Annotated in this window: 34 protein-coding genes and 1 pseudogene; 18 read left to right on the top strand and 17 right to left on the bottom strand. The window is 46.5% G+C overall.

From position 1 onward, the window contains the following. The first annotated feature begins 2 nt into the window (after nucleotides 1–2). Nucleotides 3–800 (top strand): Type 1 glutamine amidotransferase-like domain-containing protein, encoded by a 798-nt coding sequence (locus RS881_RS53125; protein WP_315818213.1) that lies wholly within the window; start codon nucleotides 3–5, stop codon nucleotides 798–800. Between the two features lie 1,155 nt (nucleotides 801–1,955). On the opposite strand, the gene RS881_RS53120 is transcribed toward RS881_RS53125, so the two are convergent. The 6 genes from RS881_RS53120 to RS881_RS53095 all read right to left on the bottom strand — a co-directional run bounded on the left by RS881_RS53120 (nucleotide 1,956) and on the right by RS881_RS53095 (nucleotide 5,292). Continuing rightward, nucleotides 1,956–2,528, bottom strand: a complete 573-nt coding sequence (locus RS881_RS53120; protein WP_315818212.1) for a hypothetical protein — start codon at nucleotides 2,526–2,528, stop codon at nucleotides 1,956–1,958. Then, entirely contained in the window at nucleotides 2,525–2,752 is a 228-nt protein-coding gene (locus RS881_RS53115; RefSeq protein WP_315818211.1) for a hypothetical protein, read from the bottom strand. Before RS881_RS53115 ends, RS881_RS53120 begins: the two co-directional genes overlap by 4 nt. Before the next feature lie 138 nt (nucleotides 2,753–2,890). Beyond that, complete coding sequence (locus tag RS881_RS53110) at nucleotides 2,891–3,949, bottom strand: IS4 family transposase (RefSeq protein ID WP_315818210.1); 1,059 nt, start codon at nucleotides 3,947–3,949, stop codon at nucleotides 2,891–2,893. 29 nt (nucleotides 3,950–3,978) lie between these two features. Further along, the gene (locus tag RS881_RS53105) at nucleotides 3,979–4,281 is read right to left on the bottom strand and encodes a transposase DNA-binding-containing protein (RefSeq protein ID WP_315818209.1); all 303 of its coding nucleotides are present in this window, start codon (nucleotides 4,279–4,281) and stop codon (nucleotides 3,979–3,981) included. A gap of 253 nt (nucleotides 4,282–4,534) precedes the next feature. Further along, a complete protein-coding gene (locus RS881_RS53100; protein ID WP_315818208.1) occupies nucleotides 4,535–4,828 on the bottom strand; it encodes a hypothetical protein in 294 nt (97 codons plus the stop codon). Continuing rightward, complete coding sequence (locus tag RS881_RS53095) at nucleotides 4,819–5,292, bottom strand: hypothetical protein (RefSeq protein WP_315818207.1); 474 nt, start codon at nucleotides 5,290–5,292, stop codon at nucleotides 4,819–4,821. The genes RS881_RS53100 and RS881_RS53095 overlap by 10 nt, the downstream gene beginning before the upstream one ends. A gap of 676 nt (nucleotides 5,293–5,968) precedes the next feature. Here RS881_RS53095 and RS881_RS53090 point away from each other — a divergent pair. From RS881_RS53090 to RS881_RS53070, 5 genes are all read left to right on the top strand, one after another. Continuing rightward, a complete protein-coding gene (locus RS881_RS53090; protein ID WP_315818206.1) occupies nucleotides 5,969–6,409 on the top strand; it encodes a hypothetical protein in 441 nt (146 codons plus the stop codon). Then, a complete protein-coding gene (locus tag RS881_RS53085) occupies nucleotides 6,406–6,591 on the top strand; it encodes a hypothetical protein (RefSeq protein WP_315818205.1) in 186 nt (61 codons plus the stop codon). Before RS881_RS53090 ends, RS881_RS53085 begins: the two co-directional genes overlap by 4 nt. Nucleotides 6,592–7,210: 619 nt before the next feature. Then, a complete protein-coding gene (locus tag RS881_RS53080) occupies nucleotides 7,211–7,426 on the top strand; it encodes a hypothetical protein (RefSeq protein WP_315818204.1) in 216 nt (71 codons plus the stop codon). A 96-nt stretch (nucleotides 7,427–7,522) separates the two neighbouring features. Next, nucleotides 7,523–7,819 (top strand): hypothetical protein, encoded by a 297-nt coding sequence (locus tag RS881_RS53075; RefSeq protein WP_315818203.1) that lies wholly within the window; start codon nucleotides 7,523–7,525, stop codon nucleotides 7,817–7,819. A gap of 227 nt (nucleotides 7,820–8,046) precedes the next feature. Next, complete coding sequence (locus RS881_RS53070; RefSeq protein WP_315818202.1) at nucleotides 8,047–8,412, top strand: hypothetical protein; 366 nt, start codon at nucleotides 8,047–8,049, stop codon at nucleotides 8,410–8,412. A gap of 1,728 nt (nucleotides 8,413–10,140) precedes the next feature. Here the strand turns inward: RS881_RS53070 and RS881_RS53065 are convergent. The 3 genes from RS881_RS53065 to RS881_RS53055 all read right to left on the bottom strand — a co-directional run bounded on the left by RS881_RS53065 (nucleotide 10,141) and on the right by RS881_RS53055 (nucleotide 12,051). Then, entirely contained in the window at nucleotides 10,141–10,428 is a 288-nt protein-coding gene (locus tag RS881_RS53065) for a hypothetical protein (RefSeq protein ID WP_315818201.1), read from the bottom strand. Between the two features lie 98 nt (nucleotides 10,429–10,526). Further along, on the bottom strand, nucleotides 10,527–11,456 hold the full coding sequence (locus RS881_RS53060; protein ID WP_315818200.1) for a malate dehydrogenase: 930 nt from the start codon (nucleotides 11,454–11,456) through the stop codon (nucleotides 10,527–10,529). A gap of 142 nt (nucleotides 11,457–11,598) precedes the next feature. Continuing rightward, nucleotides 11,599–12,051 (bottom strand): TlpA family protein disulfide reductase, encoded by a 453-nt coding sequence (locus tag RS881_RS53055; protein ID WP_315818199.1) that lies wholly within the window; start codon nucleotides 12,049–12,051, stop codon nucleotides 11,599–11,601. Between the two features lie 158 nt (nucleotides 12,052–12,209). On the opposite strand from RS881_RS53055, the gene RS881_RS53050 reads away from it, so the two are divergent. The 12 genes and pseudogenes from RS881_RS53050 to accC all read left to right on the top strand — a co-directional run. Further along, the gene (locus tag RS881_RS53050; protein WP_315818198.1) at nucleotides 12,210–12,572 is read left to right on the top strand and encodes a BlaI/MecI/CopY family transcriptional regulator; all 363 of its coding nucleotides are present in this window, start codon (nucleotides 12,210–12,212) and stop codon (nucleotides 12,570–12,572) included. Between the two features lie 3 nt (nucleotides 12,573–12,575). Next, complete coding sequence (locus RS881_RS53045) at nucleotides 12,576–13,331, top strand: M56 family metallopeptidase (RefSeq protein WP_315818197.1); 756 nt, start codon at nucleotides 12,576–12,578, stop codon at nucleotides 13,329–13,331. Next, nucleotides 13,328–13,681 carry a hypothetical protein gene (locus RS881_RS53040; protein ID WP_315818196.1) on the top strand — a complete coding sequence of 118 codons (354 nt, stop codon included), beginning with the start codon at nucleotides 13,328–13,330 and terminating at the stop codon, nucleotides 13,679–13,681. The genes RS881_RS53045 and RS881_RS53040 overlap by 4 nt, the downstream gene beginning before the upstream one ends. Further along, nucleotides 13,678–14,472, top strand: coding sequence for a hypothetical protein (locus tag RS881_RS53035; RefSeq protein WP_315818195.1), 795 nt, complete (start codon nucleotides 13,678–13,680; stop codon nucleotides 14,470–14,472). Before RS881_RS53040 ends, RS881_RS53035 begins: the two co-directional genes overlap by 4 nt. 76 nt (nucleotides 14,473–14,548) lie before the next feature. Further along, nucleotides 14,549–15,130 carry a hypothetical protein gene (locus tag RS881_RS53030; protein ID WP_315818194.1) on the top strand — a complete coding sequence of 194 codons (582 nt, stop codon included), beginning with the start codon at nucleotides 14,549–14,551 and terminating at the stop codon, nucleotides 15,128–15,130. Then, nucleotides 15,058–15,327 carry a hypothetical protein gene (locus tag RS881_RS53025; protein ID WP_315818193.1) on the top strand — a complete coding sequence of 90 codons (270 nt, stop codon included), beginning with the start codon at nucleotides 15,058–15,060 and terminating at the stop codon, nucleotides 15,325–15,327. The genes RS881_RS53030 and RS881_RS53025 overlap by 73 nt, the downstream gene beginning before the upstream one ends. Beyond that, nucleotides 15,324–15,611 (top strand): hypothetical protein, encoded by a 288-nt coding sequence (locus tag RS881_RS53020; protein ID WP_315818192.1) that lies wholly within the window; start codon nucleotides 15,324–15,326, stop codon nucleotides 15,609–15,611. The genes RS881_RS53025 and RS881_RS53020 overlap by 4 nt, the downstream gene beginning before the upstream one ends. A 25-nt stretch (nucleotides 15,612–15,636) precedes the next feature. Continuing rightward, a complete protein-coding gene (locus tag RS881_RS53015; protein ID WP_315818191.1) occupies nucleotides 15,637–15,801 on the top strand; it encodes a hypothetical protein in 165 nt (54 codons plus the stop codon). 5 nt (nucleotides 15,802–15,806) lie between these two features. Then, entirely contained in the window at nucleotides 15,807–16,268 is a 462-nt protein-coding gene (locus tag RS881_RS53010; protein ID WP_315818190.1) for a TonB-dependent receptor, read from the top strand. A gap of 398 nt (nucleotides 16,269–16,666) precedes the next feature. Continuing rightward, nucleotides 16,667–17,233, top strand: coding sequence for an elongation factor P (efp, locus tag RS881_RS53005; protein WP_315818189.1), 567 nt, complete (start codon nucleotides 16,667–16,669; stop codon nucleotides 17,231–17,233). Nucleotides 17,234–17,556: 323 nt separating this feature from the next. Further along, complete coding sequence (gene accB, locus RS881_RS53000) at nucleotides 17,557–17,907, top strand: acetyl-CoA carboxylase biotin carboxyl carrier protein (protein ID WP_315818188.1); 351 nt, start codon at nucleotides 17,557–17,559, stop codon at nucleotides 17,905–17,907. Nucleotides 17,908–18,009: 102 nt separating this feature from the next. Further along, a pseudogene (gene accC / locus RS881_RS52995) lies at nucleotides 18,010–19,248 on the top strand (acetyl-CoA carboxylase biotin carboxylase subunit); the annotation flags it as partial. Nucleotides 19,249–19,431: 183 nt separating this feature from the next. Here accC and RS881_RS62705 read toward each other — a convergent pair. The 8 genes from RS881_RS62705 to RS881_RS52960 all read right to left on the bottom strand — a co-directional run bounded on the left by RS881_RS62705 (nucleotide 19,432) and on the right by RS881_RS52960 (nucleotide 24,215). Next, nucleotides 19,432–20,043 carry a T9SS type A sorting domain-containing protein gene (locus RS881_RS62705; protein WP_350340045.1) on the bottom strand — a complete coding sequence of 204 codons (612 nt, stop codon included), beginning with the start codon at nucleotides 20,041–20,043 and terminating at the stop codon, nucleotides 19,432–19,434. Beyond that, on the bottom strand, nucleotides 20,040–21,263 hold the full coding sequence (locus RS881_RS52990; protein WP_315818186.1) for a hypothetical protein: 1,224 nt from the start codon (nucleotides 21,261–21,263) through the stop codon (nucleotides 20,040–20,042). Before RS881_RS52990 ends, RS881_RS62705 begins: the two co-directional genes overlap by 4 nt. A 95-nt stretch (nucleotides 21,264–21,358) precedes the next feature. Next, complete coding sequence (locus RS881_RS52985) at nucleotides 21,359–21,529, bottom strand: T9SS type A sorting domain-containing protein (protein ID WP_315818185.1); 171 nt, start codon at nucleotides 21,527–21,529, stop codon at nucleotides 21,359–21,361. Further along, on the bottom strand, nucleotides 21,523–22,638 hold the full coding sequence (locus tag RS881_RS52980) for a hypothetical protein (protein WP_315818184.1): 1,116 nt from the start codon (nucleotides 22,636–22,638) through the stop codon (nucleotides 21,523–21,525). The genes RS881_RS52985 and RS881_RS52980 overlap by 7 nt, the downstream gene beginning before the upstream one ends. Continuing rightward, nucleotides 22,587–22,910, bottom strand: coding sequence for a hypothetical protein (locus RS881_RS52975; protein ID WP_315818183.1), 324 nt, complete (start codon nucleotides 22,908–22,910; stop codon nucleotides 22,587–22,589). The genes RS881_RS52980 and RS881_RS52975 overlap by 52 nt, the downstream gene beginning before the upstream one ends. Beyond that, nucleotides 22,877–23,452 (bottom strand): hypothetical protein, encoded by a 576-nt coding sequence (locus RS881_RS52970; protein ID WP_315818182.1) that lies wholly within the window; start codon nucleotides 23,450–23,452, stop codon nucleotides 22,877–22,879. The genes RS881_RS52975 and RS881_RS52970 overlap by 34 nt, the downstream gene beginning before the upstream one ends. Then, nucleotides 23,449–23,742, bottom strand: coding sequence for a hypothetical protein (locus tag RS881_RS52965; protein ID WP_315818181.1), 294 nt, complete (start codon nucleotides 23,740–23,742; stop codon nucleotides 23,449–23,451). The genes RS881_RS52970 and RS881_RS52965 overlap by 4 nt, the downstream gene beginning before the upstream one ends. A 269-nt stretch (nucleotides 23,743–24,011) precedes the next feature. Then, nucleotides 24,012–24,215 carry a hypothetical protein gene (locus tag RS881_RS52960; protein ID WP_315818180.1) on the bottom strand — a complete coding sequence of 68 codons (204 nt, stop codon included), beginning with the start codon at nucleotides 24,213–24,215 and terminating at the stop codon, nucleotides 24,012–24,014. Nucleotides 24,216–24,221 lie beyond the last annotated feature (6 nt).

The raw sequence follows: 24,221 nt of genomic DNA, 5'->3' as shown, positions 1-24,221 counted from the left end.
ATATGAAACTACTACTCACTTCCGCCGGCATCAGCAACCCGAGCATCCACCAGGCGCTGGAGGAGCTGCTGGGTAAACCAGTTGCTGAGGCGAGTGCGCTGTTTGTGCCTACTGCGATATACCCCTTGCCCAACGGTGCAGACATAGCACGCAGGGTGATCAGGGGATCATTGGGTGATCCTTTTTGTGAATTGGGTTGGAAATCATTGGGCTTGCTGGAGCTCACGGCATTGCCCAGCATCCAACAGGCTATTTGGGTTCCGTTGCTGCAGGGGACGGATGCTTTGCTGGTGGGTGGGGGTGACTGTCAGTACCTGTGCTACTGGATGCAACAATCCGGACTTGCCGACCTCCTGCCTTCGTTGCTGTGTAAGACGGTGTACGTGGGCCTGAGTGCAGGGAGTATGGTGATGACGCGCTTTGGGACGACCATTGGCGGCCATGTGCTGCCTGCTGAAACTGATCAATCGCTGGGGCTGGTTGATTTTGCGATCCATCCACATTTGGACCACGAGTGGTTTCCGGAGAATTCGCTGGCCAACCTGGAAAAACTGGCTGCTACGATACCGGTGCCGTCCTATGCCATTGATGATCAAACGGCCATTAAAGTAATTGATGGTACTGTGGAAGTTATTTCGGAGGGAACTGGCAGTTGTTTACCCCTGTTTTTCCAGGACTACATTCATCCAAAGCTCCCAATTGATCCCATCTTCAGACTTTTCGTGGCGTGCCTGGATGCGCTTTCCATCATGGCTTACAACAGCCTTGCAGCGATGCTCTTTTACACCCATTACATTTGACCCGCGCCAGGTGCAGGTATTGCCTTCCAGGTGTATCTCTTCTTTGCCATATCCTCCGGTGCTGTCGAAAAAAAGTAGCTATATAACAAGTTTGTGCTGCATCATAACCGATCATTTCGAGGCTATTGCTGTATACCTTACCTACCGTTCCTTTGGCATCGTGTACTAAAAGAACCCGCCGGGATACCATTTGTAGGTATCCGTAAAGTTGACCTGGGTAGCAGGTGTGGACCCGGTAGCAATCCTTGCATGAATACCAGCAACAAAATGCACCAGCTGTTATGGCCAGTCCCGAACACAAAAAACTACAGGTATTTATTGGCAAGTAGCATAATACTTTTTGGTGGCCTTAAAAGCCGGCGGCGAGTGAGTAACCGCCGGTTTTGAAAGGGTTTGACCGATCAAATCATTTTTCATCATTGCATTTTGAATCATTTGATCATTGGTCTTCGTTGAATTGGCTGTAGCGGATGGCTATGGACCAGGCCCCCTCAAGGGCAATGTGATTGATGTCATATGTCATGTTTTTTTAGTTCTCAATTTTGGGTTAATCCCAATTAAAGAATGCACAGACTTTGTCTATATCGAGGTTCATCTTAGTACAGAACTCCGGCAGGTAAACCGGTGAACCCTCCGGTTTTTATAAAATTCCCTTGTTCCCTTCAGGAAACCGGTTGCCCGTCGGGAGGATACTTTCAATAAGCTCTGCACGTGTTTATTTTCAACGATCCGGAAGTCTCTTGAACTTGCCATTTTTTTCATTTTTATGTTTTATTTATGGATGGTGTCAAAAGCAACCGCATTTTCAATGGACTAGTTGCTAAGGGAGATTTGTTATTGTGTTGGTGGCCCGTTGGGCATGGGCCAGCCACAGCAAGAAAGCATTTGCATGGCGTTTATTTTAGTCGTTAAAAAAAGATTTGTTAAAATGCTGCAATAGCCTGGACGATTACAGCATAATAAGAAGCGATAATATGTGAACCTACTGCCGTGGGAAAGGATGTGCCTGAACTGACCTTTCTCCGAGTGTGAAGACAAGGTTCAACAAGTAGTGAAGCCTGGTTGGGTGACACACTACAATGATCTGGGGTGTGCAATCATTGTTGAAAAGGACAAGTGGTATTCAATGATGGGGATCTATTCACAAAGACTCTACTATTGAGACGTAGGAATTGCATTTTTCCATAATAAAAACTGTAAAAATAAAAAGACCGAAAACCTGGCATCACTGGTACCGCATATAGATGATGCAGAGGGGGCCGGGGGCTTTCTGACCAGGGCACCTTTATAACCTGCAGGGTCATACCAGTGGATGCCTACGGCTACCACGATCAGGCGGCCTTTCATGTGGGTAAATTCAGCTGTGAGGTGCCTGGCCTTTAGTTGTATCTGTTTAATAGAGATCAGTGTGGTGGTCTTTGATATTGTTTCGGCCTCCTCTTCGCCCTGGCAGTTGACGGCAGCCGTTATAGTAAAGATGCGACAATGGGTGATGCCTTTTGGCGGTACCAATGCCTCTGTGGGTATGAAGGCGGGTATCCTGGTGGTGATCCAATTTTTATTAGTATTGGCTACTACATCGGGAAGGATTGTTGTGCAAGACTGCCAATCCATGCGGAAATTCAAGTCTACACCAATCAGGTCGTCGAAACAGGCGGTACTGAAATGGCGGTCGGCCGATGGGCAGGTGCGCAAGGCCATCGCTAATTTGCCGGTCAGCAGGTTCATACTGGTTTTGTTGACAGCATGCAGGAGCAATGCCTTGCGGATGCGTTTGCCCAGGTGAGCTGCTTTTTAAAATCACCAGCGCATATACGGGTGCGGTGAAAGGCCGGATCTTTCTTTACACGGTCGGCAGTAAGGGTGATCATTCTTACCTGGTGGTGATCGCCTTGGGGAATGAGGGAATAGCCGGGGATGGCGGCGCGGGAGATTTTGTTTTTGTAGATCATGATGTTTCGTTTTTGGATGAAGAGAATACAGAATACAGAATACAGGAGACAGAATACAGGAGACAGAATACAGGAGACAGAATACAGGAGACAGAAGAATACACGGTTGCTTCGATAGCTTCGGTCCCGCCATGCGGCCTATCGTGTGGACACATTTTTCATTATCATCCATGCATCGAAAGCAGCTTTAAAGTATTGTATTCCAATCCAAAGGGTCGTAATACCAGGGTGTTTTCTACTTTCATAGCCCTTCCATCCGCCCATTCTTGCAATAACCCATACAAACCTTTTTAAATCCTGAGTTCTGTATGGGTTCTTTTGTTTTTCCGTTTTGCCTTCCAGTCGTATAATCTGGTGTTCCAGAAACAATTGTTCATCCTCACTAAAACAAGCCTCTGCCCCAAGGGCGACTTCAGGTTCTGCATAAGACAACCTCATCAGGAACAGTTTAATGACCACTTCCATAATCAGTAAACACATCTTTCGCACAGAGGAAGCATATTCCAGTTCCGATGCTTCTATGTTATAACCTTCTTTCTTCAGTATCTTAAATACTTCTTCAATCATCCACCGCCAGCTATACCACTCAATGCAACTTTTTGCCATGTCCGCGCTTTCAACAGCCAGGGTGGTTAACAAACGCCAGCATATCTTATCGGATCCCTCATAACCCACTTCCTTTGCTTCTACCAACCAAAGTTTAACCCATGGAACTACTCCTTCGCTGCTACCATACGTTCTCTTAATTTCCACTTCTCTATACCGGACTTCCATTCGGGCAATTCGCTTCTTCCTGCCGTTTTTAGCATCCACAACCAGTTCATAAGTGCCTTGCACCGGATGATCTGACAAACAACTGAATAACTTTGTTTTATCCTTTAATGTCCGGTTGGTCCTTACCCGGATTAGTAAATCGGCCCCTGCTTCCGGAATAACAGCAAATTGCTCATAGATATCACCTTCCCGGTCCTGTACAATGACCATTCCTTTTACTACATCCCCCAACGCCTCTTTGGTGTTTTTAGACACTTCTATCCATCTGTACGACTCTTTTTCCTCTATCGGCAATGAACTATAGTTGCGCTCATGTTTACTTTTAAACTCCAGTGACCGGTTCCAGACCTTGATATCTGCATAGCCATAAGGAATCCCTTCAACAGCATCCAATACCAGGCTGGGGTGCAGCAGGAAACCCAAACCCTTTTTATTATTGGCATTGGTGGTACCTATATACTCATCTTTTTAATCCGCCTGCTATGGCTGCTCAGGTTTATTTCTGTAGTATCCTGAATACACACCACATACTTATCCTGGCAGGCAGCTTTACAGTTAGCGGACAGATTCCGGACAATTTCTTCTTCACTCACACGGTCATTCTGCAAAAAACGATAAAACCCCTTGGCAGAAGACTCATCAGACGATAGCTGCCGGATCGAGTGGACACCTTTGCTAAATAAATCCCCTAAAATCTTATTGCCACGATACAATAAACGCAGGTCGTCTAATTCCGTAAGTTCTCTCTTTTGCATAGTTTAAACACGCAAACTATACAAAAATGTGTCCACACGATAGGCCATGCGGCGGGAGCAATGAATACACTGTTGCTTCGAAAACAGCTGCGAGCTACCAGCTGTGAGCGAATACACATTTGCTTCGAGGCGATTGCTTCGATCATTTTTGAAAAGGAACCGGGATGGCCCGGTTCCTTTTTTTATGTGGGGCTAACTTCCAGGGTGAGCCGTCCCGTTAACCAGCGGGAAGGGCGACCCACCCTTTGACCCGTTAAGGGAGTTGGTCGACCTCCCGGACCTGTAAGGAGCTAAGGCCCTTACTGAGTGGGTATGACTTGCCGTTGACGAGCTTCACAAATTCGACTCCCAGCAGGAGGAAAATGGGGAGCGGGGTATTGGGCGCCACAGCCATCTGCAATACAGAGAGTGTAGTAGGGTTATTGTCCCATGGCAGGTTGGCACTGTTTGCCCGGGTAATGGAATACTCACCTGTTGCAAAATCAATTGCGGCTGCTGCAGCAAAGAAATTGTAATGGGTGGCATTTTCGGGTGCTGCTATTTCCAACTTTGGAATATGGGAAAGCAGGTTAATGGATACCTGACCTGAAACGCGGTCGATGATAAAAGGAAACAGGGTTTTGACGGTGGCCGCAAAGGTGACACCGATGTTGAACTCAAATCCTTTAACAATGTGAGGTCTCCATTTTCCACGCGCCGAAACCCGAGATCACTGACGGGATCTGATTGCAGTATGGCCACCATGGCCTGAGTAACCCTACTGGTGACGCGGTTGTCACGGGCTTTGTTGAGCTCGGTAATCCATACGTCGCGGAAGAGTTTTCCGGATTTGCCGCCAGCGCCAAATTCCTGACCAGCCCTGCGGGTGAGGTCGAATTTGGGATCTGTCTTCATGCGTTCGGCAGAAATGGAAGTTTTCTGTCGTGCCATGAACCCGTCCTGGGATTTGTAGAAACTGAGATCGTCAATGGCTCCTTTGAGCTTGACGATGGGACTTATTTGTTTGGGCATTGTTTGTTGTTTGAAAATGTTAATGAATGTTCTTTAGAATACAGAATACAGAAGACAGAAGACAGAAGACAGAATAATACACGTTTGCTTCGCATCTTATGCTTTGCATTCTATGCTTCGTATTCCAGGCTTCGATGGCCTGCATTAACTAAAGAACTGTTTGGGACGGTTGCCCGCGGTGCAACCTATATACAACCATCATTGCTTTGGGTGGGAGGCGCCAGCTTCCCTGCCACTTTGTTCAAAAATGGGCTGTTTTTGTATTTAGTGCTATTAGCATACTCTATCTATAGGGAAGGTATACTGAAGCTATGGAGAAGGGATACTGAAGGGGTACGGATTCTTAATTACTAATTATTGATTATTGGTCGTTGACTGCTCAGGATTCTTCACGTTCTTCATTGTTGTTTTCTTGTCTTTCGTTCCATCCTTACCTTTTCTCTTTTTGTAACACTTCTCAACAAACATACGATAACGGTCAGGCCATTTCCAAATGTCTACATGTCGTTTCAGCTTTTTTGGTCGAAACGGTATAAAATCGACGTAATTAACGTCAATTTATAGCCGAAACGACATAAAAAGGTCAGGGGTATTGGAAACGGGTATCTGCGTGTCGTATGTTTGTGCTGAACAGTTAGACATAAGTATTTAATCATCGTTCTTAAACCACTTTATTATGAAAGCAAATACGATCCAGACAACAAACCAATCAGTATCTCCCTATCATGCGCAGGCTGATTTCGGAAGAGTAGCCAAGTATAATCAACTTATCTGCGACGCCTTCCATAAGCCTTTGTTCAACCTGCGTGAACAGCATTTGAACAGTCGTTTATTTGCGCGTGTATATGATGTATTGCGGAGTGACCAATTGCATGCTGCCGGATCGAGGACAATGACTTCGGGTAACCTTGGGTTACTGGAAGGCTTTGATTTTAATAAGCGAAAACCCTTGCACAGGATCTTTAACGGACCGTTTGATGTAAGGATCAACCGCAGTAAAGGGGAATGTGTGGTGGATGTGCCAAACTTTGATCCAATACGTGATCTGCGTTGGGATGGACGGATCACGCATATAAAAATACTGGCACAGCGGCGGTACTGGATTTCAGGTGTATGAAATTTCTGCCTATTTCCCAGGAGAGTGGTTTCCTGGATATTCAGAATCTTATTGGTGTGACGCTGTCGCTTCCTTTTCCTGCAAGGACACGCCGGCCACTCATCGTGGTGATGGGGATCGAGTTTTACCAGTTGGTAGGGAGCCGCTATTTTTGCGGCAGCAGGATGGGGCGAAGTCGTTGACGATAATAAAAACGAATCGCTGATTAAGGGATTATAATGGATTTCGCAGATTAGGAACTTTTGCTTCGCTGGATTCCTTTGATGGAATGGGCGGGGTTTAAATAAAAATGCTGATCGACTGTGTGGACGGGGCCCCTAAGCACGGTTGATGAATGGTAGTGTTGTGCAACACGAAATGAAGGCAGCTGTGAGCTGCGAGCTTCGAGCTACGAGCATTGAACGGTCAATCATCAAAGGTTGATGGTTTAGTGTTAGCTATCAGCAGTTTGGGTTCAGCTAATAGCTTTTAGCGATTGGGTTTTAGGGATTGGCTTCTTAGGTTTTAGCTGCCGTTATTTGCTTTTGCAGATAGCTATCGGCTGAGGGCTATTGCCACTGGTTTTTATTTTGCCGCTGTGATCAATAAAAGCTTTGGTGAGCCAGCCACCAGGCACTGGACAGTGGTCCGCAAGCAACGGGGAATAAAAGGCAGGTTTTGGACGAGACATACAGCTACCGGAAGTTAATTGTCCGAATCCAGTTATTAGCAGTTATGAATTAACTGTTAGCTATTAGCTGAAACCAATAGCGGATAAGGCTTTGGTTGAGTAGTTATTTTTAACAATTAAAAAGTATCATCATGAGTATACAGGAAAGAATGCAGTCGCCTACGCCGCCCTTCTTTGTGAAGTTGCGGAACTGGAGTCTGATCCTGGCAGCGGTTAGCGGCACTATCCTCACCACACCGGTGGCATTGCCCGCGATCGTGGTGCAGGTGGCGAGTTACCTGGCTGTAGCGGGCACGGTAGCTGGCGCAGTCAGTCAGGCTGTGAACGACGCCAAGCAGGAAAAGTAAGTTCTCTTCTTAATCTGGTATACCTATGAATTGGCCCCGCTCGTTAGAGCGGGGTTCTTTTTTATCGCTGATTAAAGGATTATAGGGATTTCGCAGATGAAGAAGGTGAAGGAAAAGGGCCGGAGCCCTTTTATAAACGCAATACTGAACCGGCCAGGAGAGGGCGGAGCTGCCCATCAAGAGGATACGACCTGCAAACTCCTTTTCAAAAGCCGCACGCAGGGACCTGCGAACGGAGAAGACACGGCACTGCTCAATGCCCACCATACAACAGGTAGTAGAAGCGACCAGGTAATACAACATAACAAAACATTTAAAATGAAAAATAACAGCAAAACGCTGCGGCACAGCGATAAGGGGGCATGTGCGCAAGCCAAATGGAATGCGGAATAAATACGTGGATGATGCAGGTGAATTACCTGGTGAAGCAGGTGCAGGGTGAAAGGCTAGTGGCTAGTGGTGAGTGGCCAGTGGGGGTGCGGGGCTGATGAGGATCAGCACAGGGGTTTTATGCCGAACCATTTGGCAGCCTCGTGAGCCGGCATGCCCCCTTAATTTTGTTATAGCGGCTTTTTGATGTTTTTTGTTATGGGGTATTTGCCTGGCTGCCTGGTTGGGCATTGGCAGGGATGGGTATTTTGCAGGGGCGGGATGACTTCGAAAAGAAAGGTGTCAAGAGATCTAATTTGACCATTTATCCAATTATAGTTCATACAAACCATCTTTATACCACTATTGATGTCACTGACTATCTCGATGATGAGTTTAATCCGCTGATTGCAGAATATAACCTGACAGTGAAAAGCCTGGTACTAATCGAGCTTGAAACTCTCTTCCGGTTTATAGAATACTACCGAGGTAGCAAGCATGCACTAAAACATTCTTTAGATAGGTATTTCAAGATAAAAAGAACAGGAAAGAAAAATTTGAAAAATCGCCAAGCTATCAGGGGTTCGAAAAAGCGTACACCTCGTATGAAGACATGATTCCTATCTTGGCTATACCTCAAAGCGACCTTCGTGATGAAGAGCTAGCAGGACAATTTTCAAAGCTATGGGAATAAGTCGGGAAGAAGGTCTATTTTAAAATGCTAACCCTACCATTCTATCGGTATTTAATGGAAACTGAATCCCCGGGAATGTTAAAGATTGAAAGTAGTTAGATTTTCGATGCTTGACCGAATTAATGAGCAGTTTCTCAACGGTACAAGTACACCTACAACTACATACTTGCAACAGAGAGTGTCGTGGGTTTTATTTGACGTTTTACTTATCCATTTTCATGGTTTTATCCGGCAACCATTTCAGCATTGTAAGAATAGCCTCCTTGTGATAATCGCTGTCTGTCCAGCCACCCTGGGATTTCATTACTTTTAAAATATACGGCCGGTAAACTTTCTGTAATCTCCAGTTGGTGATATGTTTTGAGGGCATCACTATGCAGACATATCTATTTGATCCTCTGTGTCTGCCGATAACCTTGATTTTTTTCATATCCGTCACCCCACTTTATAGGCAAGCAATACAGCTTTGTATTTGGCGAAAAATGCTTTGTTCCAATGATGGCTTTCCCAGTAGTTGTTCTGGTATGCCCGTCAATTATGTTGCCAATTAAACACCAAATAAATTTAGGTTGGTCAGATGGGTTAAGAGAATTGAATTGTTCTTCCTGGACAGGTGTTGGATTTTCGGCAATGCCTGTATCTACAGACCCCGATAATATTTTTCAGTGTGAAGATCTCTGCTAACAGTTGTTTTGTTAATGCGGCGCCTGTGAAATATATTCCTTAGCCAATCAGTTATTTTTGTTGGTCTGGGCATTATCTTTTGGTTCAGGTGTTTGGGTATGAAAGTAAGTACTTATGCACACTTGCGCTAGTAAAGGGGCATTTTCAAAAAATCGTTACACTATACTTTTCCCAATCCATGTAATACTAACCTTGTTTTCGTGTATATTCAAGCAGTCAATTTGTTCTAGTTTCTTTATTGTATTTCTTACCTCTTCTTCGGATAGTATGCCTGTATATCGCTTGTTTATTTCTCCAATTTCGGTAGCTCCATTACAAACATAATTCACAAAACGAAGAACATTGTCATCCCTATAGGTTATACCATTTTTGAAGGCTATCTTATAAGTATAGTCTTCTGCAATCGCCTTTTGGCCTTATTTAAGGAGTAGATCAAATTTGAAATTTCGGTATGCTCGTCGTTATGTCTGTCCATTAATTCATAAGAAGTACCCTTGTATTCCATTGCGTACAGGCTTACAAACTCCTTCATTCTTTCTTCAATGATTGGCTTTTTATATTCCGCCAGTTTGGCAACAAGAGTATGTTCTATTTTTCTTTGAGATTAAGGATATCTGTTTTGTCAAGAATGATAATATTAATGATGTTTTCTGTCATCCGGGATTGGACAAGGTCATTGATAAACGGGGCGATTGTGAAATCTTTAAAATGAGTACAATATCCAATATGTTCAAGTATGTCATCCTTAGATAAATACATGGTAACACCCCCATCTTCAGGAACGGCATTCTTAATTTTTCATTACGCTCTCTTGTCAAATGACAGTTATAACAAATGTCCTTAGGTAAATAAGAGCTATCCGTAGGAATAATAAGCTTGTCACAGTCGGCACATTTAATAGCCCAGCCTCTTTGACTCCAACGCGGACAGTCATCGTCCGGGTGGTCAGGTGAAGGGAAATAAAGGGTTAACCCATATTTTTCGGCAGCCTTTTTCCCCATTCTTTTGTACACTCAGCTTCAGGCCATGCAGGCACAGCACCGCTAAATAGCCTATTATCCCCACCGAAGCTCACAACGCCTAATCTTTTAATCTTTTCGCTTTTCCAAAAGTATCTTCCTGTTTCAAAGTATAAATTTAGAACCAGGAACCAGCCCTCGGTGTCGCCGTCCCATAATGCCTCAAGCACTGTGGGGCGACCGCCAGCATTTTCAATTTCCCTCTCCAGTATTTCGTAGGTAGTGATATCTGACATTTTGATGCCCGTATTTTATTGCCAATATAATATTATCCTGTCACGCACAAAAAAGGGCGCCCGAAAGCGCCCTATAAGGTATAATTTGTAGGTTGTAATTACAACGTCTTCAGTACATCGTTCATGCTCCTAACCGCATCGGCGCTCTTGTTGAACAAGGCTTGCTCATCGGCATTGAGACCAAAATCAACAATCTTTTCCCAGCCACTGCGACCGATGGTCACGGGTACGCCTAAGCAAATATCCTTCTGACCATACTCGCCATTCAAAGGCACGCAGCAGGTAAACAGCTTCTTCTCATCACGCACAATGCTCTCTACCAACGCAGCACCAGCAGCACCAGGTGCATACCAGGCAGAAGTACCAATGAGCTTGGTCAAGGTAGCACCACCCACCATGGTATCGGCTACGATTTGTTTTTGCTGATCTTCCGTCAGGAACTTAGTTACGGGAGCACAGTTCCAGGTAGCCAGGCGGATCAAAGGGATCATGGTGGTATCACCATGGCCACCCACCACCACGGCATTCAGGTCGGCAGGGCTGCAACCCAGGTGTTGGCTCAACTGGTATTTGAAACGGGCACTATCCAGGGTACCACCCATACCAATGATACGATTCTTGGGCAAGCCGGTAGTAGTTTGCGCCAGGTAGGTCATGGTATCCATGGGGTTGCTGATCACAATAATGATGGTATCGGGAGAATACTTCAGGATATTATCACATACGGTCTTCACAATGCCTGCATTGGTACCGATCAGTTCTTCACGGGTCATACCGGGTTTGCGGGGCAGCCCTGAAGTGATCACCACCACATCCGATCCGGCAGTTTTGGAATAATCATTGGTGCTACCAACAATACGGGTATCAAAACCCAGCAGGGTAGCAGTCTGCATCATGTCCTGGGCTTTACCTTCGGCCAGTCCTTCTTTAATGTCCAGTAATACCAATTCTGTGGCCAGTTCTTTACGGGCAATATTATCGGCACAGGTAGCACCTACAGCGCCTGCACCCACAACGGTTACTTTCATCAGAAAACAATTTTAGAGTTGATCAATGATTAAATCCTGTCTGTCCGTTTCAGACGGATCGGGCAGGCGGGGCAAAGGTAGGCCATGAAAGCAGCAAAAGCAATCTAAATCGGGAATTACTGCAGGGCTTTCAATAAAGTATCTACGGGCACATTGCCCTGCCAGGTATTGACCAGGTCGCCTTTTTATTGTAGGCAGCCAGGTAAGGCAGGCTTTGGATATGGTAGAAGGGAGGCAATACAAACTTTTGATCGCGACCCACTTTAATATTGGGATACTTGGTCAGCTCATAGGTGCTGATAAATTCCACCATTTCTTCAAAAGGCTGGTAGGTGGCCAGCACCAATTGGGTATTCTTAAAATCGGCTATCCGCTTCAGCATATCCGCTACCTGGTGCTGGCAATGGTCGCAGGAAGGGCTGAAAAACATCAACAATACGGGGCCCTTTTTCAACTGGGCCTTGGTGAGCAGGCTGCTGTCGGCCTGTAGCAAAGAAATGGGTGGAACGGTGGGGAAACGTTTGTACGGATAAGTTGTATCGGATTGAGCTACAGTTAATAATACCATTAAAACGGGAAGCAAGGTAAAAGGCACTTCTTCATGAGAAAAATTTTCAATGCAGGATTGTAAACAAACAAAAATAACGGTAAAGGCTTTTACGGGTCAATAATAGGGTTCTTTTAACAAAAAAAAAGAAAGAAAATAATTGGCATTACTACGACAATGTCGTAGGTTTACGAAAATGTCGTAAGATGGAAAAGTTAACACCTCAGGAAGAGGAAGCCATGATGGCGGTGTGGAAAGCCGGTGAGGGGAATGTAAAAGTATTCCTGGACAATATGGAAGAGCCCCGGCCTCCGTATACCACATTGGCATCGACGGTTAAAAACCTGGAGCGCAAAGGGATGTTGCGTAGCCGCCTGGTGGGCAATTCCTACCTCTATACGCCAGCCATGAGTGAAGAAGACTATAAAAAGAGTTTCATGAGCGGGGTAGTGAAAAACTATTTTGACAATAGTTATAAAGAGCTGGTGAACTTTTTTGTGGAGCAAAATAACCTGAGCCCAAAAGAGTTGAAAGAGATCATTGATATGATTGAAGGAAAGAAGCCTTAATCTATGCAGTATCTATTAAAACTATCCATTGCTTTAACGGTAGTATACCTGTTTTATTGGTTGCTGTTGCGAAGGCTTACCTTCTACAACTGGAACCGGTGGTACCTGCTGGTATATTCGCTGTTTGCTTTTTTGATCCCCCTGATCAATGTATTTGACCTGTTGCAGCAGCATGGGCTGCAAAACGCCGCAGTGATCAGTTATATACCTGCGCTAACGCCTGTAGGTACGGTAGTAGCTGCCCGTGAACCGGGTGTGGACGGATGGTTGATACTGGCCATTGTTTTTACTGCAGGCAGTGGGTTGATGTTGGGGCGCTTGTTGCTGCAGTACCTGTCGTTAAAGCGCTTGCAATCATCGGCTACCTTGTTGTCGGATGGAACGGTGAAGTTGTATCACGTCGATCAACAGATCATTCCTTTTTCTACAGGCTCGGCCATTTATGTAAATCGCCACCTGCACAATGAGCAGGAGTTGAAGGAGATCATCCGACATGAATTTATTCACGTAAAACAACGCCACTCAGTAGACCTGTGGTGGAGTGAAATACTTTGTATTATCAATTGGTATAACCCTTTTGCCTGGCTTATCCGGAAAGCCATCAGGCAAAACCTGGAGTTTATTGCCGATGATCAGGTATTGCAAAGCGGGCTGGATCGAAAACAGTATCAATACCTGCTGCTAAAGGTAACTGGTATCGCTGCTTTCAGCATCGCCCCGAATTTTAATTTCTCCTCATTAAAAAACGCATTGTCATGATGAACAAACACAAAACAGCGAGGGTGCACCTGATGCGCTTCCTGTTCATACTGCCTTTGCTGGTAGTAGTATTACTGGCTTTCCGGGGCGTAAGGATTGGCAACAATCAGTTTACGGAAAAAAAGATCACAGACACGGTGCCGGCGAAGGAAATAGACGTTGAGGAAGTCTTTAAACAGAAAGGCATCAAGCAGATACTGATAAAGGAGAAGGCGCTTAAGGCGGAGGTGATCTTTAAAAATGGCACTACAAAAACATTTGATCTTACTAAGGCTGATGAAAAGGCAGCTTTTGACAGTGAGTATGGCGAGCTGGTGCCCCCACCACCACCTACGGCCCCCGGCCATTGAAAGTGGGTAAGCCTCCTTATCCGGCCAAAGCGCCACAGCCTGGTGCACCCACTGCCGCGCCTGCACCGCCTGCAGCGGTAAGTCCGGCAACGGCCCCTGTGCCGGGCGAACCCGCCACGCCACCCGCTCCACCTGCTCCACGCAGGCGCGTAGATGATGTTGTGGCGGTCAAAGGAACGGCTACTGTTTCGAGCAAACCTGTTGCCTTGGCAGGTAAGGTGCAAGGGATCCAATTGGAACCTGGCTCTCCCGCTATTGTTTCCAAGAGTACTGGTGAAATTATAGAGGTTACGGTGGAGCCGAGGCATGTACAAGCGACGGGCAACGTATTGATAATGGAAGGGCCTATAGGTGGACCTGTTGAAACAACTGTGCGTGCCAGAAAAGCAGAATTAAGGAATGTAAAAGGGACAGGCGAAGTCAGGAAAACAACGCTGATGAGCGCCGATCTGATCGAGATAAGACCTGTTACTGCTGTTCATGTAACAGGTACGGCGAATGTGGCTGAAACACCGGAAGTGCTGGCGGAAATAAAGAACACGACTACGCGCCAGGAGCTGGAGCAGCTTACCATTGCCTTAAGAGAAAAAGGGTATACGCTGACGCTCAACAACGTGAATTTTGATAATGGCGAGCTGGTATCAATGGAAGGCTCGATCAGCAACGGTTCTGAAAGAGGTAATTTTTCAGGCGACCATTTCAAAACATTAACGGTCAGTGTTCATAAAAACAATGGGAAGCGCTACTTCCTGATCGGTATACGTGGTGGTACTGTATCCTTTCAACAGTAAGTATTTTTTGATCCTGCAAATAATTCGTTATGCCGTACATAGCCCAGTATTTACTTAAACTGTCGATCAGCCTTGAGTGGTCTATTTATTTTATGGGCTTGTGCTGAGGCGCTTAACCTTCCATACGTTGAACCGGTGGTATTTACTGGGTTATTCGCTGCTGGCCTTCTTTATCCCTTTTGTGAATATATCGCCCATACTGGAGCAAGGGGCCTGGAACAATAATAAGGTGGTACAATTAATACCTGTAATGGGCAATTATGAGGTAGCTGCCGCCCCCACGCATGCCATTGATGGTTGGATGATCTCGTTGTTGTTGCTGATAGCCGGGATCGTTGTCATGCTGGTGCGCCTGCTGATACAATATCTTTCTTTCAGGCGTATCCGCCGGGATTCGCAGTTGTTGTCGGATGATGCGGTGAAGATCTACCAGGTAGACAAATTCATTATTCCCTTTTCTTTTGGCCGCTCGATATTTATCAATCAGCATCAGCATAAGGAAGAAGAACTAAAAGAAATTATCCGGCATGAGTTCATTCATGTGAAGCAACGGCATACGGCCGATATTTTGTGGAGTGAATTGTTGTGTATGCTGAACTGGTACAATCCATTTGCCTGGCTGATCCGCAAGGCGATCAAGCAAAACCTGAATTCATAGCGGATCACCAGGTATTGCAGGCGGGACTTGACCGGAAGCAATATCAATACCTGTTGTTGAAAGTGGTAGGTGTGCCGGCTTTTGCCATGTCGAATCAATTTAATTTTTCCTCGCTTAAAAAAAGGATTGCAATGATGAATAAAATGCGCAGCGCCAAAGTGCACCTGGTGAAGTTCCTTTTGTATTGCCGCTGGTGACCATATTGTTGCTGGCCTTTCGCCAGGCAGCGCACCAAAACCACCAACCAAAGGTACCAGCAACCGAAATAGGGGTGACTGAAGGGACGGATAGTGTGTCGGTTGTGGAGCTGGTTGACAGTCTGCGATTGGATACGTTGCCGGCCAGGGTAAAAGCAGTGGGCAAACGGACAGATAGTGTCATCGGAATAAACTTCATTGCTATAAGGGATACAGGCCGGTATGCCATAGATGCCAGCCTCGATGGTCCGGGAACCCACGCATCATTCATGACCATAGCCTGAAAAAGTTCTTTTTATAGTTGACGGGGTGGAGGAGTACAGTGGAGATGATGCGCTGAAGAAACTGGACCCCCATGAAATCGAAAGTGTTACGGTGCTGAAGGATGCTACGGCCATCACCCAATACGGTGAAAAAGGAAAAGACGGTGTGATTGTGATCACCACGAAAAAGGGGTCAAACTGCAAAAGCTGATCCTGGTGCCACCGGCAAAGGATACGGTTGTTCCCGGCAAGGTGAGATCAGGGATCCTGATCAATGGCACAGAAGGCAATAGTGCCTTATCTGGTTTTGGCGGTATCATCGAGTTGGATGGCGTGAAATACGATAGTGTGAGCATCCGTAGTGTGGAACTGAAAGCGGAAAACATTGAACGGATTGACGTCTTAAAGGGAGAATCTGCAGAATCGGAATATGGTTCCAGTGGCAAAAACGGGGTGATCCGGATCACCACCAAAAAGAAGGCAGATAACAAGATCACGGCTGCTCCCCTCCGGTCAGGAGATCCGGTGAGTGACAATCAGAAGGGTTCTTACGTTGAAATAACCCCAAAACCCGCCCTCCTGCCACAGGCTGCTAGTGAGCACCTTATTACGGTGACGAACTTGAAAAAGGGAAAATGCCCTATGCTGGAGCCCGTACAGGATATTCCGTACAGGTGACGAATAACAATCGGTCGGGTGGCCTCCTTAAAAGGACCGATATGTCTCCCTACAGCCGCCAGCTACTCACCAACGCATTGCTACCCAGGCGCCGGCACAGGAAGGTACTAAGCCATTTATTATAGATGTCAAGCTGGAGAATAAGAAAGAGCCGCGCTAAACAGCCATTTGCCCAATAGGTTAGAATGCCGGATCGCATGCAGGCGATCCGGCATTTTATTTCCCGCCGGGGTTCTTGCCGGGACGAGCCAGGCCCTGATTTAGCGGCCTGTTTTGAACTTTTAGTTCCCTTTTGCGTGCTGACAATTTTGCCGTAGTTTTGCTGCCCCTGCCACCCCGGTCAAGGCCGAGGGCGTGGGGATGTAATATTCGTAATTGAAAAAATTATCAGCTATTTTATGGCAACTACTTCAGATATCAGCCGTGGTATGATCATTAAACTCGATGGCAGCTTGTATTCTATCGTGGAGTTTGGCGAAAACAAGACTGCCCGTGCAGCCGCTAAAGTGTGGGCTAAATTGAAAGGTGTAGACAATAAGCGCAGTATCGAAAAGACCTGGAATTCAGGCGATAATATTTATCCGGTACGTGTGGAAAGGAAGGATTACCAGTTCCTGTATAAGGATGACAGTGGTTATAACTTCATGGATACAGAAACTTTTGAACAAATTGCGTTGGGTGCAGAGCTGATCGATGCCCCACAATTTTTGAAGGATGGCCAGGAAGTATCAATGTTGATCAATACGGAGACCGAGCAGCCCATGAGTGTGGAGTTGCCTGATAAGATCGTTTTAAAAGTAACTTATTCCGAGCCAGGTGTGAAAGGTGATACGGCTACACGTACGCTGAAGCCAGCTACTGTAGAAACCGGCGCTACTGTAAACGTACCCCTGTTTGTAAATGAAGGGGAACTGATACGGGTAAATACCAAGAATGGTGAATATGTAGAGCGGGTGAAAGAATAGTACATGACCCGCCAGCAGGTGCTGGTGAACTATATTGTAATGGATAATAGAACGTCTCTGTTGTCCATTTTTTTATACCATTGGATATTAGTTAAAAAGGGGGTTTTGGGTATATTTAGTGTGTAATCCTTATCTTAGCCGCCTGTTTTGCCCGAACTAACCGTCAACATAAACAATTAAACAGATGGATTTTAAACAAATTCAGGAGTTGATCAAAATGATCAACAAGTCCAACATCGGTGAAGTGACCATAGAAGAAAAGGGATTCAAACTAACCATCAAACAAAAAAGAAGAACCTGCTCAACACGTTATTGCTGCTCCCATGCATGCGCCCATGAATTATGCGCCGGCTGCTCAGCCCCAGGCTATTGCGGCTCCTGCCGCACCCGGTGGTGGCGATAAGCCCAAAGCGGCTGAAGCTGTGGCTGATAACCTGATCACTATAAAAAGCCCCATGATCGGTACTTTTTATCGCAGTCCATCACCCGGCAAACCCGTATTTGTGGAGCCAGGCGATGAGGTATTGCCCGGAAAAGTAGTATGTATCATTGAGGCCATGAAACTCTTCAACGAAATTGAAAGTGAAGTAAAAGGGCGTATCGTAAAAGTGCTGGTAGAAGATGCTTCGCCTGTGGAATACGATCAGCCATTATTCCTGGTAGAACCTAACTAATTTGAAAATTTGGAAATGGGCTAATTTGAAAATGACAGACAGTAAATCTTTGGTGCGGGCCATTTTCAAATCTTCAAATTGTCAAATTCTCAAATTAAAATAATGTTCAAAAAGATATTAATTGCCAATCGCGGAGAGATTGCCTTACGGGTAATACGTACCTGCCGCGAAATGGGTATCAAAACAGTTGCGGTTTATTCTACAGCTGATAAAGATAGCCTGCACGTAAAATTTGCTGATGAAGCAGTTTGTATCGGCCGTGCAGCCAGCTCTGATTCTTACCTGAATATTCCCCATATCATGGCTGCGGCCGAGATCACGAATGCGGATGGCATCCATCCGGGTTATGGTTTCCTGGCCGAAAATGCCCGTTTTGCCGAAATATGCGGCGAACACAATATCAAGTTCATTGGCCCCACGCCCGATCAGATCCGTTCGATGGGCGATAAGATCACGGCCAAAGAAACGATGATCAAAGCTGGTGTACCCGTAGTGCCAGGTGGTGAAGGACTGCTGCAAAGCCTGGAAGAAGCCAAAAGTTTAGCGAAAGAGGTAGGATACCCGGTGATCCTTAAAGCTACTGCCGGCGGTGGTGGCAAAGGGATGCGAGTAGTATGGCAGGAAGAGGAGATGGAGAAGAACTACAACACTGCCAAAATAGAAGCCGCTGCGTCTTTTAAGAATGACGGTATCTATATGGAGAAATTTGTGGAAGAGCCACGCCATATTGAGATTCAGGTAGCCGGTGACCGGTATGGTAAAGTGTGTCACCTCAGCGAAAGGGACTGCTCTATCCAGCGCCGTCACCAGAAACTGGTGGAAGAATCGCCTTCTCCTTTCATGACGCCCGAATTGCGCCAGCGCATGGGCGACGCGGCTATCAAAGCTGCATCGGCCATTGGGTACGAAAGTGTAGGTACCATTGAGTTCCTGGTGGATAAGCACCGCAATTTCTACTTCATGGAAATGAATACACGTATCCAGGTAGAACATTGTGTAACGGAAGAAGTAACGAATTTTGACCTCATTAAAGAACAGATCAAAATAGCCTCGGGCGAAGCGATCAGCGGCTTGAATTATGAACCACAGATGCATGCCATCGAGTGCCGTATCAATGCGGAAGATCCCTACAATGATTTCAGGCCCAGTCCGGGTAAGATCACGGTATTGAATCAGCCGGGTGGTCATGGTATCCGCATCGACTCTCATGTATATGCGGGTTATGTGATCCCTCCCTACTACGATTCTATGATTGCCAAGATCATTGCGGTAGCACGTACCAGGGAAGAGGCCATCAATACCATGAGCCGGGCTTTGAATGAATATGTGATTGAAGGAGTGAAAACGACGATCCCTTTTCACCTTCAATTAATGAAGAATGAAGACTTTATTAAGGGAACTTCAATACCAAATTCCTGGAGTCGTTTAAACTGGTATAATCAAGTTATTGAACGCATCATATCAGGCGCCTATCTGCTTGCAGATGGGCTCCTTGCTTTTTACTTCAAGTGTTTCTTTTGCTTTCTACAATTTAATAAATCTTACAGGCCGCATCTTGCTTTCGGGGGTTTGTGCAGCAATGGTATATATACCGGCAGGGAACGTGGCTACGAGGACGGGTATGGTATTGACGCCCTTAAGCAAGGTGGTATGGATTACCTGAACTGTTTGGCCCCGGGCATCGGTGATGCTTACTTGCAAATTGGTTTTCTTCTTGGCTGTCAGGGTTAGGCGGGTACTATGGCTGGTTACGGAGGGCGCCAGGCTGCCGGTTACGAAATAAGCAGGGGCGGGAACAGTAGGGGTATGCTGGTTGAGGAGGAGTGGATTAAAGCTGGCTGAAGTACTGGCCAGGGTAAAATATTGTGTGGCGGGCCCCAGGGAAGTGAGCGGGTGGCTAATGACATAACCATTGGAGCCGGCTGAACCGCTATAGAATGCATTGCCCCTGTTGATCCAAACGCCTCCTGCTAATTGAGCCACCAGCAGGGCCGACAGGTCGGTAACACCACCGCTATTGGGATCGTTGAAAGATAATTTTACCTGTGCCTGGGCGGGAGGTGCAGGGTCGGCCGTGATGGTCCAATGTTCAATGGATGAAATATGATGGATACTGGTTTCGAGGGTATTGCTCATGAACCGGGGATTGGCGCGAAAAATTCTACCTGGTAATTACCGGATACATGGGTCAGGCATAACCAACGCAAGTAATTTCCTTTGCCTACGGGGAATAGGAATTGGCCGACGGCTGACAGCCCTTCTTTCTTCAAAGGACCATTGATAAAACTATTGCCGGTCAATGTATCGGTTGCTACGGTACAAGCTGCTTGCAAGGTGAGCAGCCTGGTAGCCGAAGTGGTTACTGCACCCTGGCTAAGTTCCAAATGATAAGGTAAGGAAACCGGTGTTTGCAACAGGATACCGGCGGGGTTGTTTATTTTGAGGGCTATGCTGTTGAAGATACCGTTGGCCAGGGTGAGTTGCTGGCAATTGGCGCCATTCAGTTCAATAATGGGTAGTCCGTTATCGCGCTCGGTAATGGAGCCATTGGTTTGGGTAAGGTGCCCGGCTATTTGTAGTACTGTATTGTTGGGGCCGCTGCCCAGGTTGACGATTCCTCCCCGTTGTTCATAATTACCCCGGACAAGGATGGTGTCATCCAAATCGAGGTTGAAGCTTACGCCATCCTCAATGATCAGATCACCGCGTATCAGTACCGGCGAGGCGCCCCGGGCATTATAGGTTTTGGCGCCTCCTGCTGCAGAGGCAGCCAGTACCAGGGTACCAAAGGTTTTCCCGGCAAATGATATCAACGCCCCACTGCCTTTTATATTAAATTCAAAAATGCCGGTTTCTGTGCCGGGTGATTGGGATAGATTGGTAACAAGCTGTACATGGGATCGTGGTGTATGGTGAATATAGCGGCCTTCATTGGCGATAAATAAGGCGCCGGCAATTTGAATGGCATCGCCTGAAAGGGCGCCAGAACTGTTCCTGAAAATGCCGCCACGCAAGATCTTCAAAGCGATGCCTGGGTTGTTGGCATTGAAGCCAGGGGTAGCTATATTGGTGGCCGGCAGGTTGACTTCAATAACCTGGCTGGCTGCCGGACTGATGGTTAATGACCTTATGGTAACTGTACTATTTCCTGGCGGAAGGTTGACGGTATAGCTGCCTGGGAGGAAAGTATTGTCAAGTATTACGTCATCGCCTGGGGCAGGGACTTTATTACCTACCCAGTTTCCTGGATTTGTCCATTGGGCATCGCCACCCAGGCCATTCCATCGTAGCTGGGCAATGCCATTTAATTGGTCAATGATACACATGACCAGCAGCCAGTATTTGATTCGTTGCATAGCATATTGGATACCGTTTTTAAACGGCCTTGGGTACTTACGAAAAAATCCTCCTGCGATTGCGCAGGAGGATTTTCGGGTATTGTTGGCAGTATTTATTGCTTAATAAAGCGAATGCTGCTGGTTTTTTCTCCGTTTTGCAAATAACCTGTCACCTGGTAAGTGCCTGTGGGCAGGGTGGCCAGGTTGAGCCAGATCTCTTGGTTGCCGTTGGTTAAAGTATGGATCTGCTGTTTAACGCTGCGTCCATATATATCAGTCACCACCAGTTGTAATCCTGTTTTTCGGATGAGCTGATGTTGAGTCGGGCGCGGTTGGTAACCAGGGTAGGCATCATGGAGGTGATGATAACACCTTTGCTGCCATTCATGATGGCTACAATTTTGGTGAGCTCTCCTGAGCCGTCTATGTCGATCATACGCAACCTGTAGTATACGGTTCCATTGGGAAGGGCGGGGTCGGTAAAGTCGTAACTTAACTTTCCTTCAACACCAGTTACCGTACCAATTTGGGTGAAGTTGCTGCCATTGGTAGAGCGCAGCACTTCAAATTTTTGGGGTGTACTGTTGTCGGTGATGGTCCAATTGAGCTTAGCGGTACCTGCGTCTTTCCTGGCTGTAAGGTTCAGGAGGTAAATGGGCAGTGCGGTTGCATAAGCGGTATAACCAAAGGTAAATGGACTAAAGCTGGTTAATAGAGTGGATTCAACGCTGCCAGAGGTACTGTTGCCTGGGCTGAGCAGGGTGCCCCTTGCATCGACCCAGGTGCCTGCTGTAAAATGGGCCACTACCAGTGTGTCGCCAGCGCCTACGTCGGGCACAGCTCCTGCCAGTGTTAAACGCACTACTGCATCGCTGCCTGCTATTTTACCGATATTCCAATATTCCTTGCTGGAAACACCGGCCAGGGGTGTTTGTTTTACGGTACTGGCATGAGCGGTACCAAAGTATTCAGCTTCATAGGTAGAAGCGGCAGTAGTGGAAGGTTTTACTTCGCATTCTCTTAGCACGCCGCCTTTACCGGTGGGGAACTTGTAGAACTGGGTATTGGAAGCTGTATTTCTTTGTACGGGTCCATTGATATAACCGCCATTGGAAGCCCCATTAACAACCAGGGGATCGCTGATATTGGTATTTCTGATGGAGAGTATATTGGTGCTGGTAGTGGTAATGTTTCCTTTATTGGCAGGGTCCCAACTGATCTTACCTACGGATAAAGGGGTAGCCAGGGTAGCGCCGCTGGCATTGTTGAGGCGTAAAGTGACCTGGTTGGTTGGGTTGTCGATGCTGCCGGATGAGGTAATGGCCTGGGCGGCAGTGCCATTTAATTCCAGTACAAAAGTTCGGCAGCCGTACTCACTGTAGTATTGGCACATTCAAAAGTGCCTGCTAACTGAAGGATATCTCCTTTAACGCGGAGTACGGTTGGTTGTGTTACAGTACCTATATTGTTGCGCAGGTTGAAGATGCCATCGGTTTGAATAAAGTGGCCGTTTACCTGCATGGCATAACTATAACCAAGGTTGGTGCCACCCAGGGTAACGATCGAGGTACCGCCTACTTCCAGATTTCCCTGAACGGTATAATTAACAACAGCACCACCACTGGAAGTACTCAATCCCAGGTTGTTGTTATTGGTATTGAGCACCTGCAGGTTGCCCTTGATGAGTAAATTGTTGGGCAGTGATAAGGTAACACTGGCCACGGAAACGGTGGGGCAATTAATGACAATATTGCCCATATCGGGCGGGCTGGTAATGATGGCAAAAGTAGGCCCCCTGTTTTGATACCTGTTAAGGATAAGGTTGAATTGGTGTTCCAGGTGGCTGCCGGTACAATGCCGCCATCGCGGGCAATCCAGTATTGGGCGCCGCTCTCAAAAGAAAGGTAGGCGGGTACTTTGCAATCGAAGTAACCAAAGTCACTCAACTTGATGGTGCCATTTACTTTTACCAGGTTGGTATAGGTAGTAGCAACCGGGAACCGGGCATAGGATGTTCCTGATGCAGCCACAGGAGAAGTAGTAGCGGGGCAACCCAAAAAGCTCCAGGTGCCATCGATCAATCCCTGGGTGTTGTTGGCAAAACGGGTTACGAATTCGGTGCCGGCTTGAGAACAGCTGTCTTCCAGGGTACTACCCAGGTCAACCTTTATTGCGGGCGTGACAGGGTTGGTACTGTTGAGGGTCATAATGCTGCCCAGTGTGGGGTATACAACCTTACTTTGGCACTGTTGGTTACGGTAAGTGTGTTGAGGTTTACCGAAGTGAGGTTTACATTCACCAGGGCATCATGTCTAAAAATAACATCGTACGTGGTACCATTGGGTACGTCGGCAGTGGGGCTGCCTCCATCGGTGTTGGACCAGTTATTGGCGTCGTTCCAGTTTGCCCCGGAGGCGCCGATCCAGAATTTCGTTTGGGCATTTGTGGTAATGGTACAGTACAGGCATACTGCCAGGAGCATGTAGAGTTGCTTCATACATTGAATAGTTTACAGGCTTTGAATAATGTTACGGGAAATGGTATGCACGGGAAAATGGATTCCAGAGGTTTAGTGGGTGTTTTGGTATTTTACGGGAGACAATATAGCCAATAATTTAACACACTGGTGAACCTTTTGGATTATGATTGCCGGAAGGATTATGGAAACGAGCAATTCTTCAAAACACATTTTGATTATTGCGTATGTAAAAAAGAAAAAGCCTCCCTTTTGGGAGGCCAGCTTCGTGCAAATATGTTGCCAGACTACTATTTCTTGGTAGTGTCTACAGCAGGTTTAGTGGTATCAGCATGATGAGCTGTAGTATCTTGGGCTGCAGTAGTGCTGTCAGGAGCAGGAGTAGTAGCTGCAGAAGCTGCAGTTGTATCTGTCTTTGCTTCTTCAGCAGTACCACCATCGCTACAAGCAGTTAAAGAAGCAGCGATAGCTAAAATTGCGAAAAACTTTTTCATTTGGAA

The sequence above is a fragment of the Paraflavitalea speifideaquila genome (genome assembly GCF_032395985.1).
In the GTDB taxonomy this organism is placed as follows: Bacteria; Bacteroidota; Bacteroidia; order Chitinophagales; family Chitinophagaceae; genus Paraflavitalea; species Paraflavitalea speifideaquila.
This window is presented reverse-complemented; position numbering and strand designations above follow the sequence as displayed.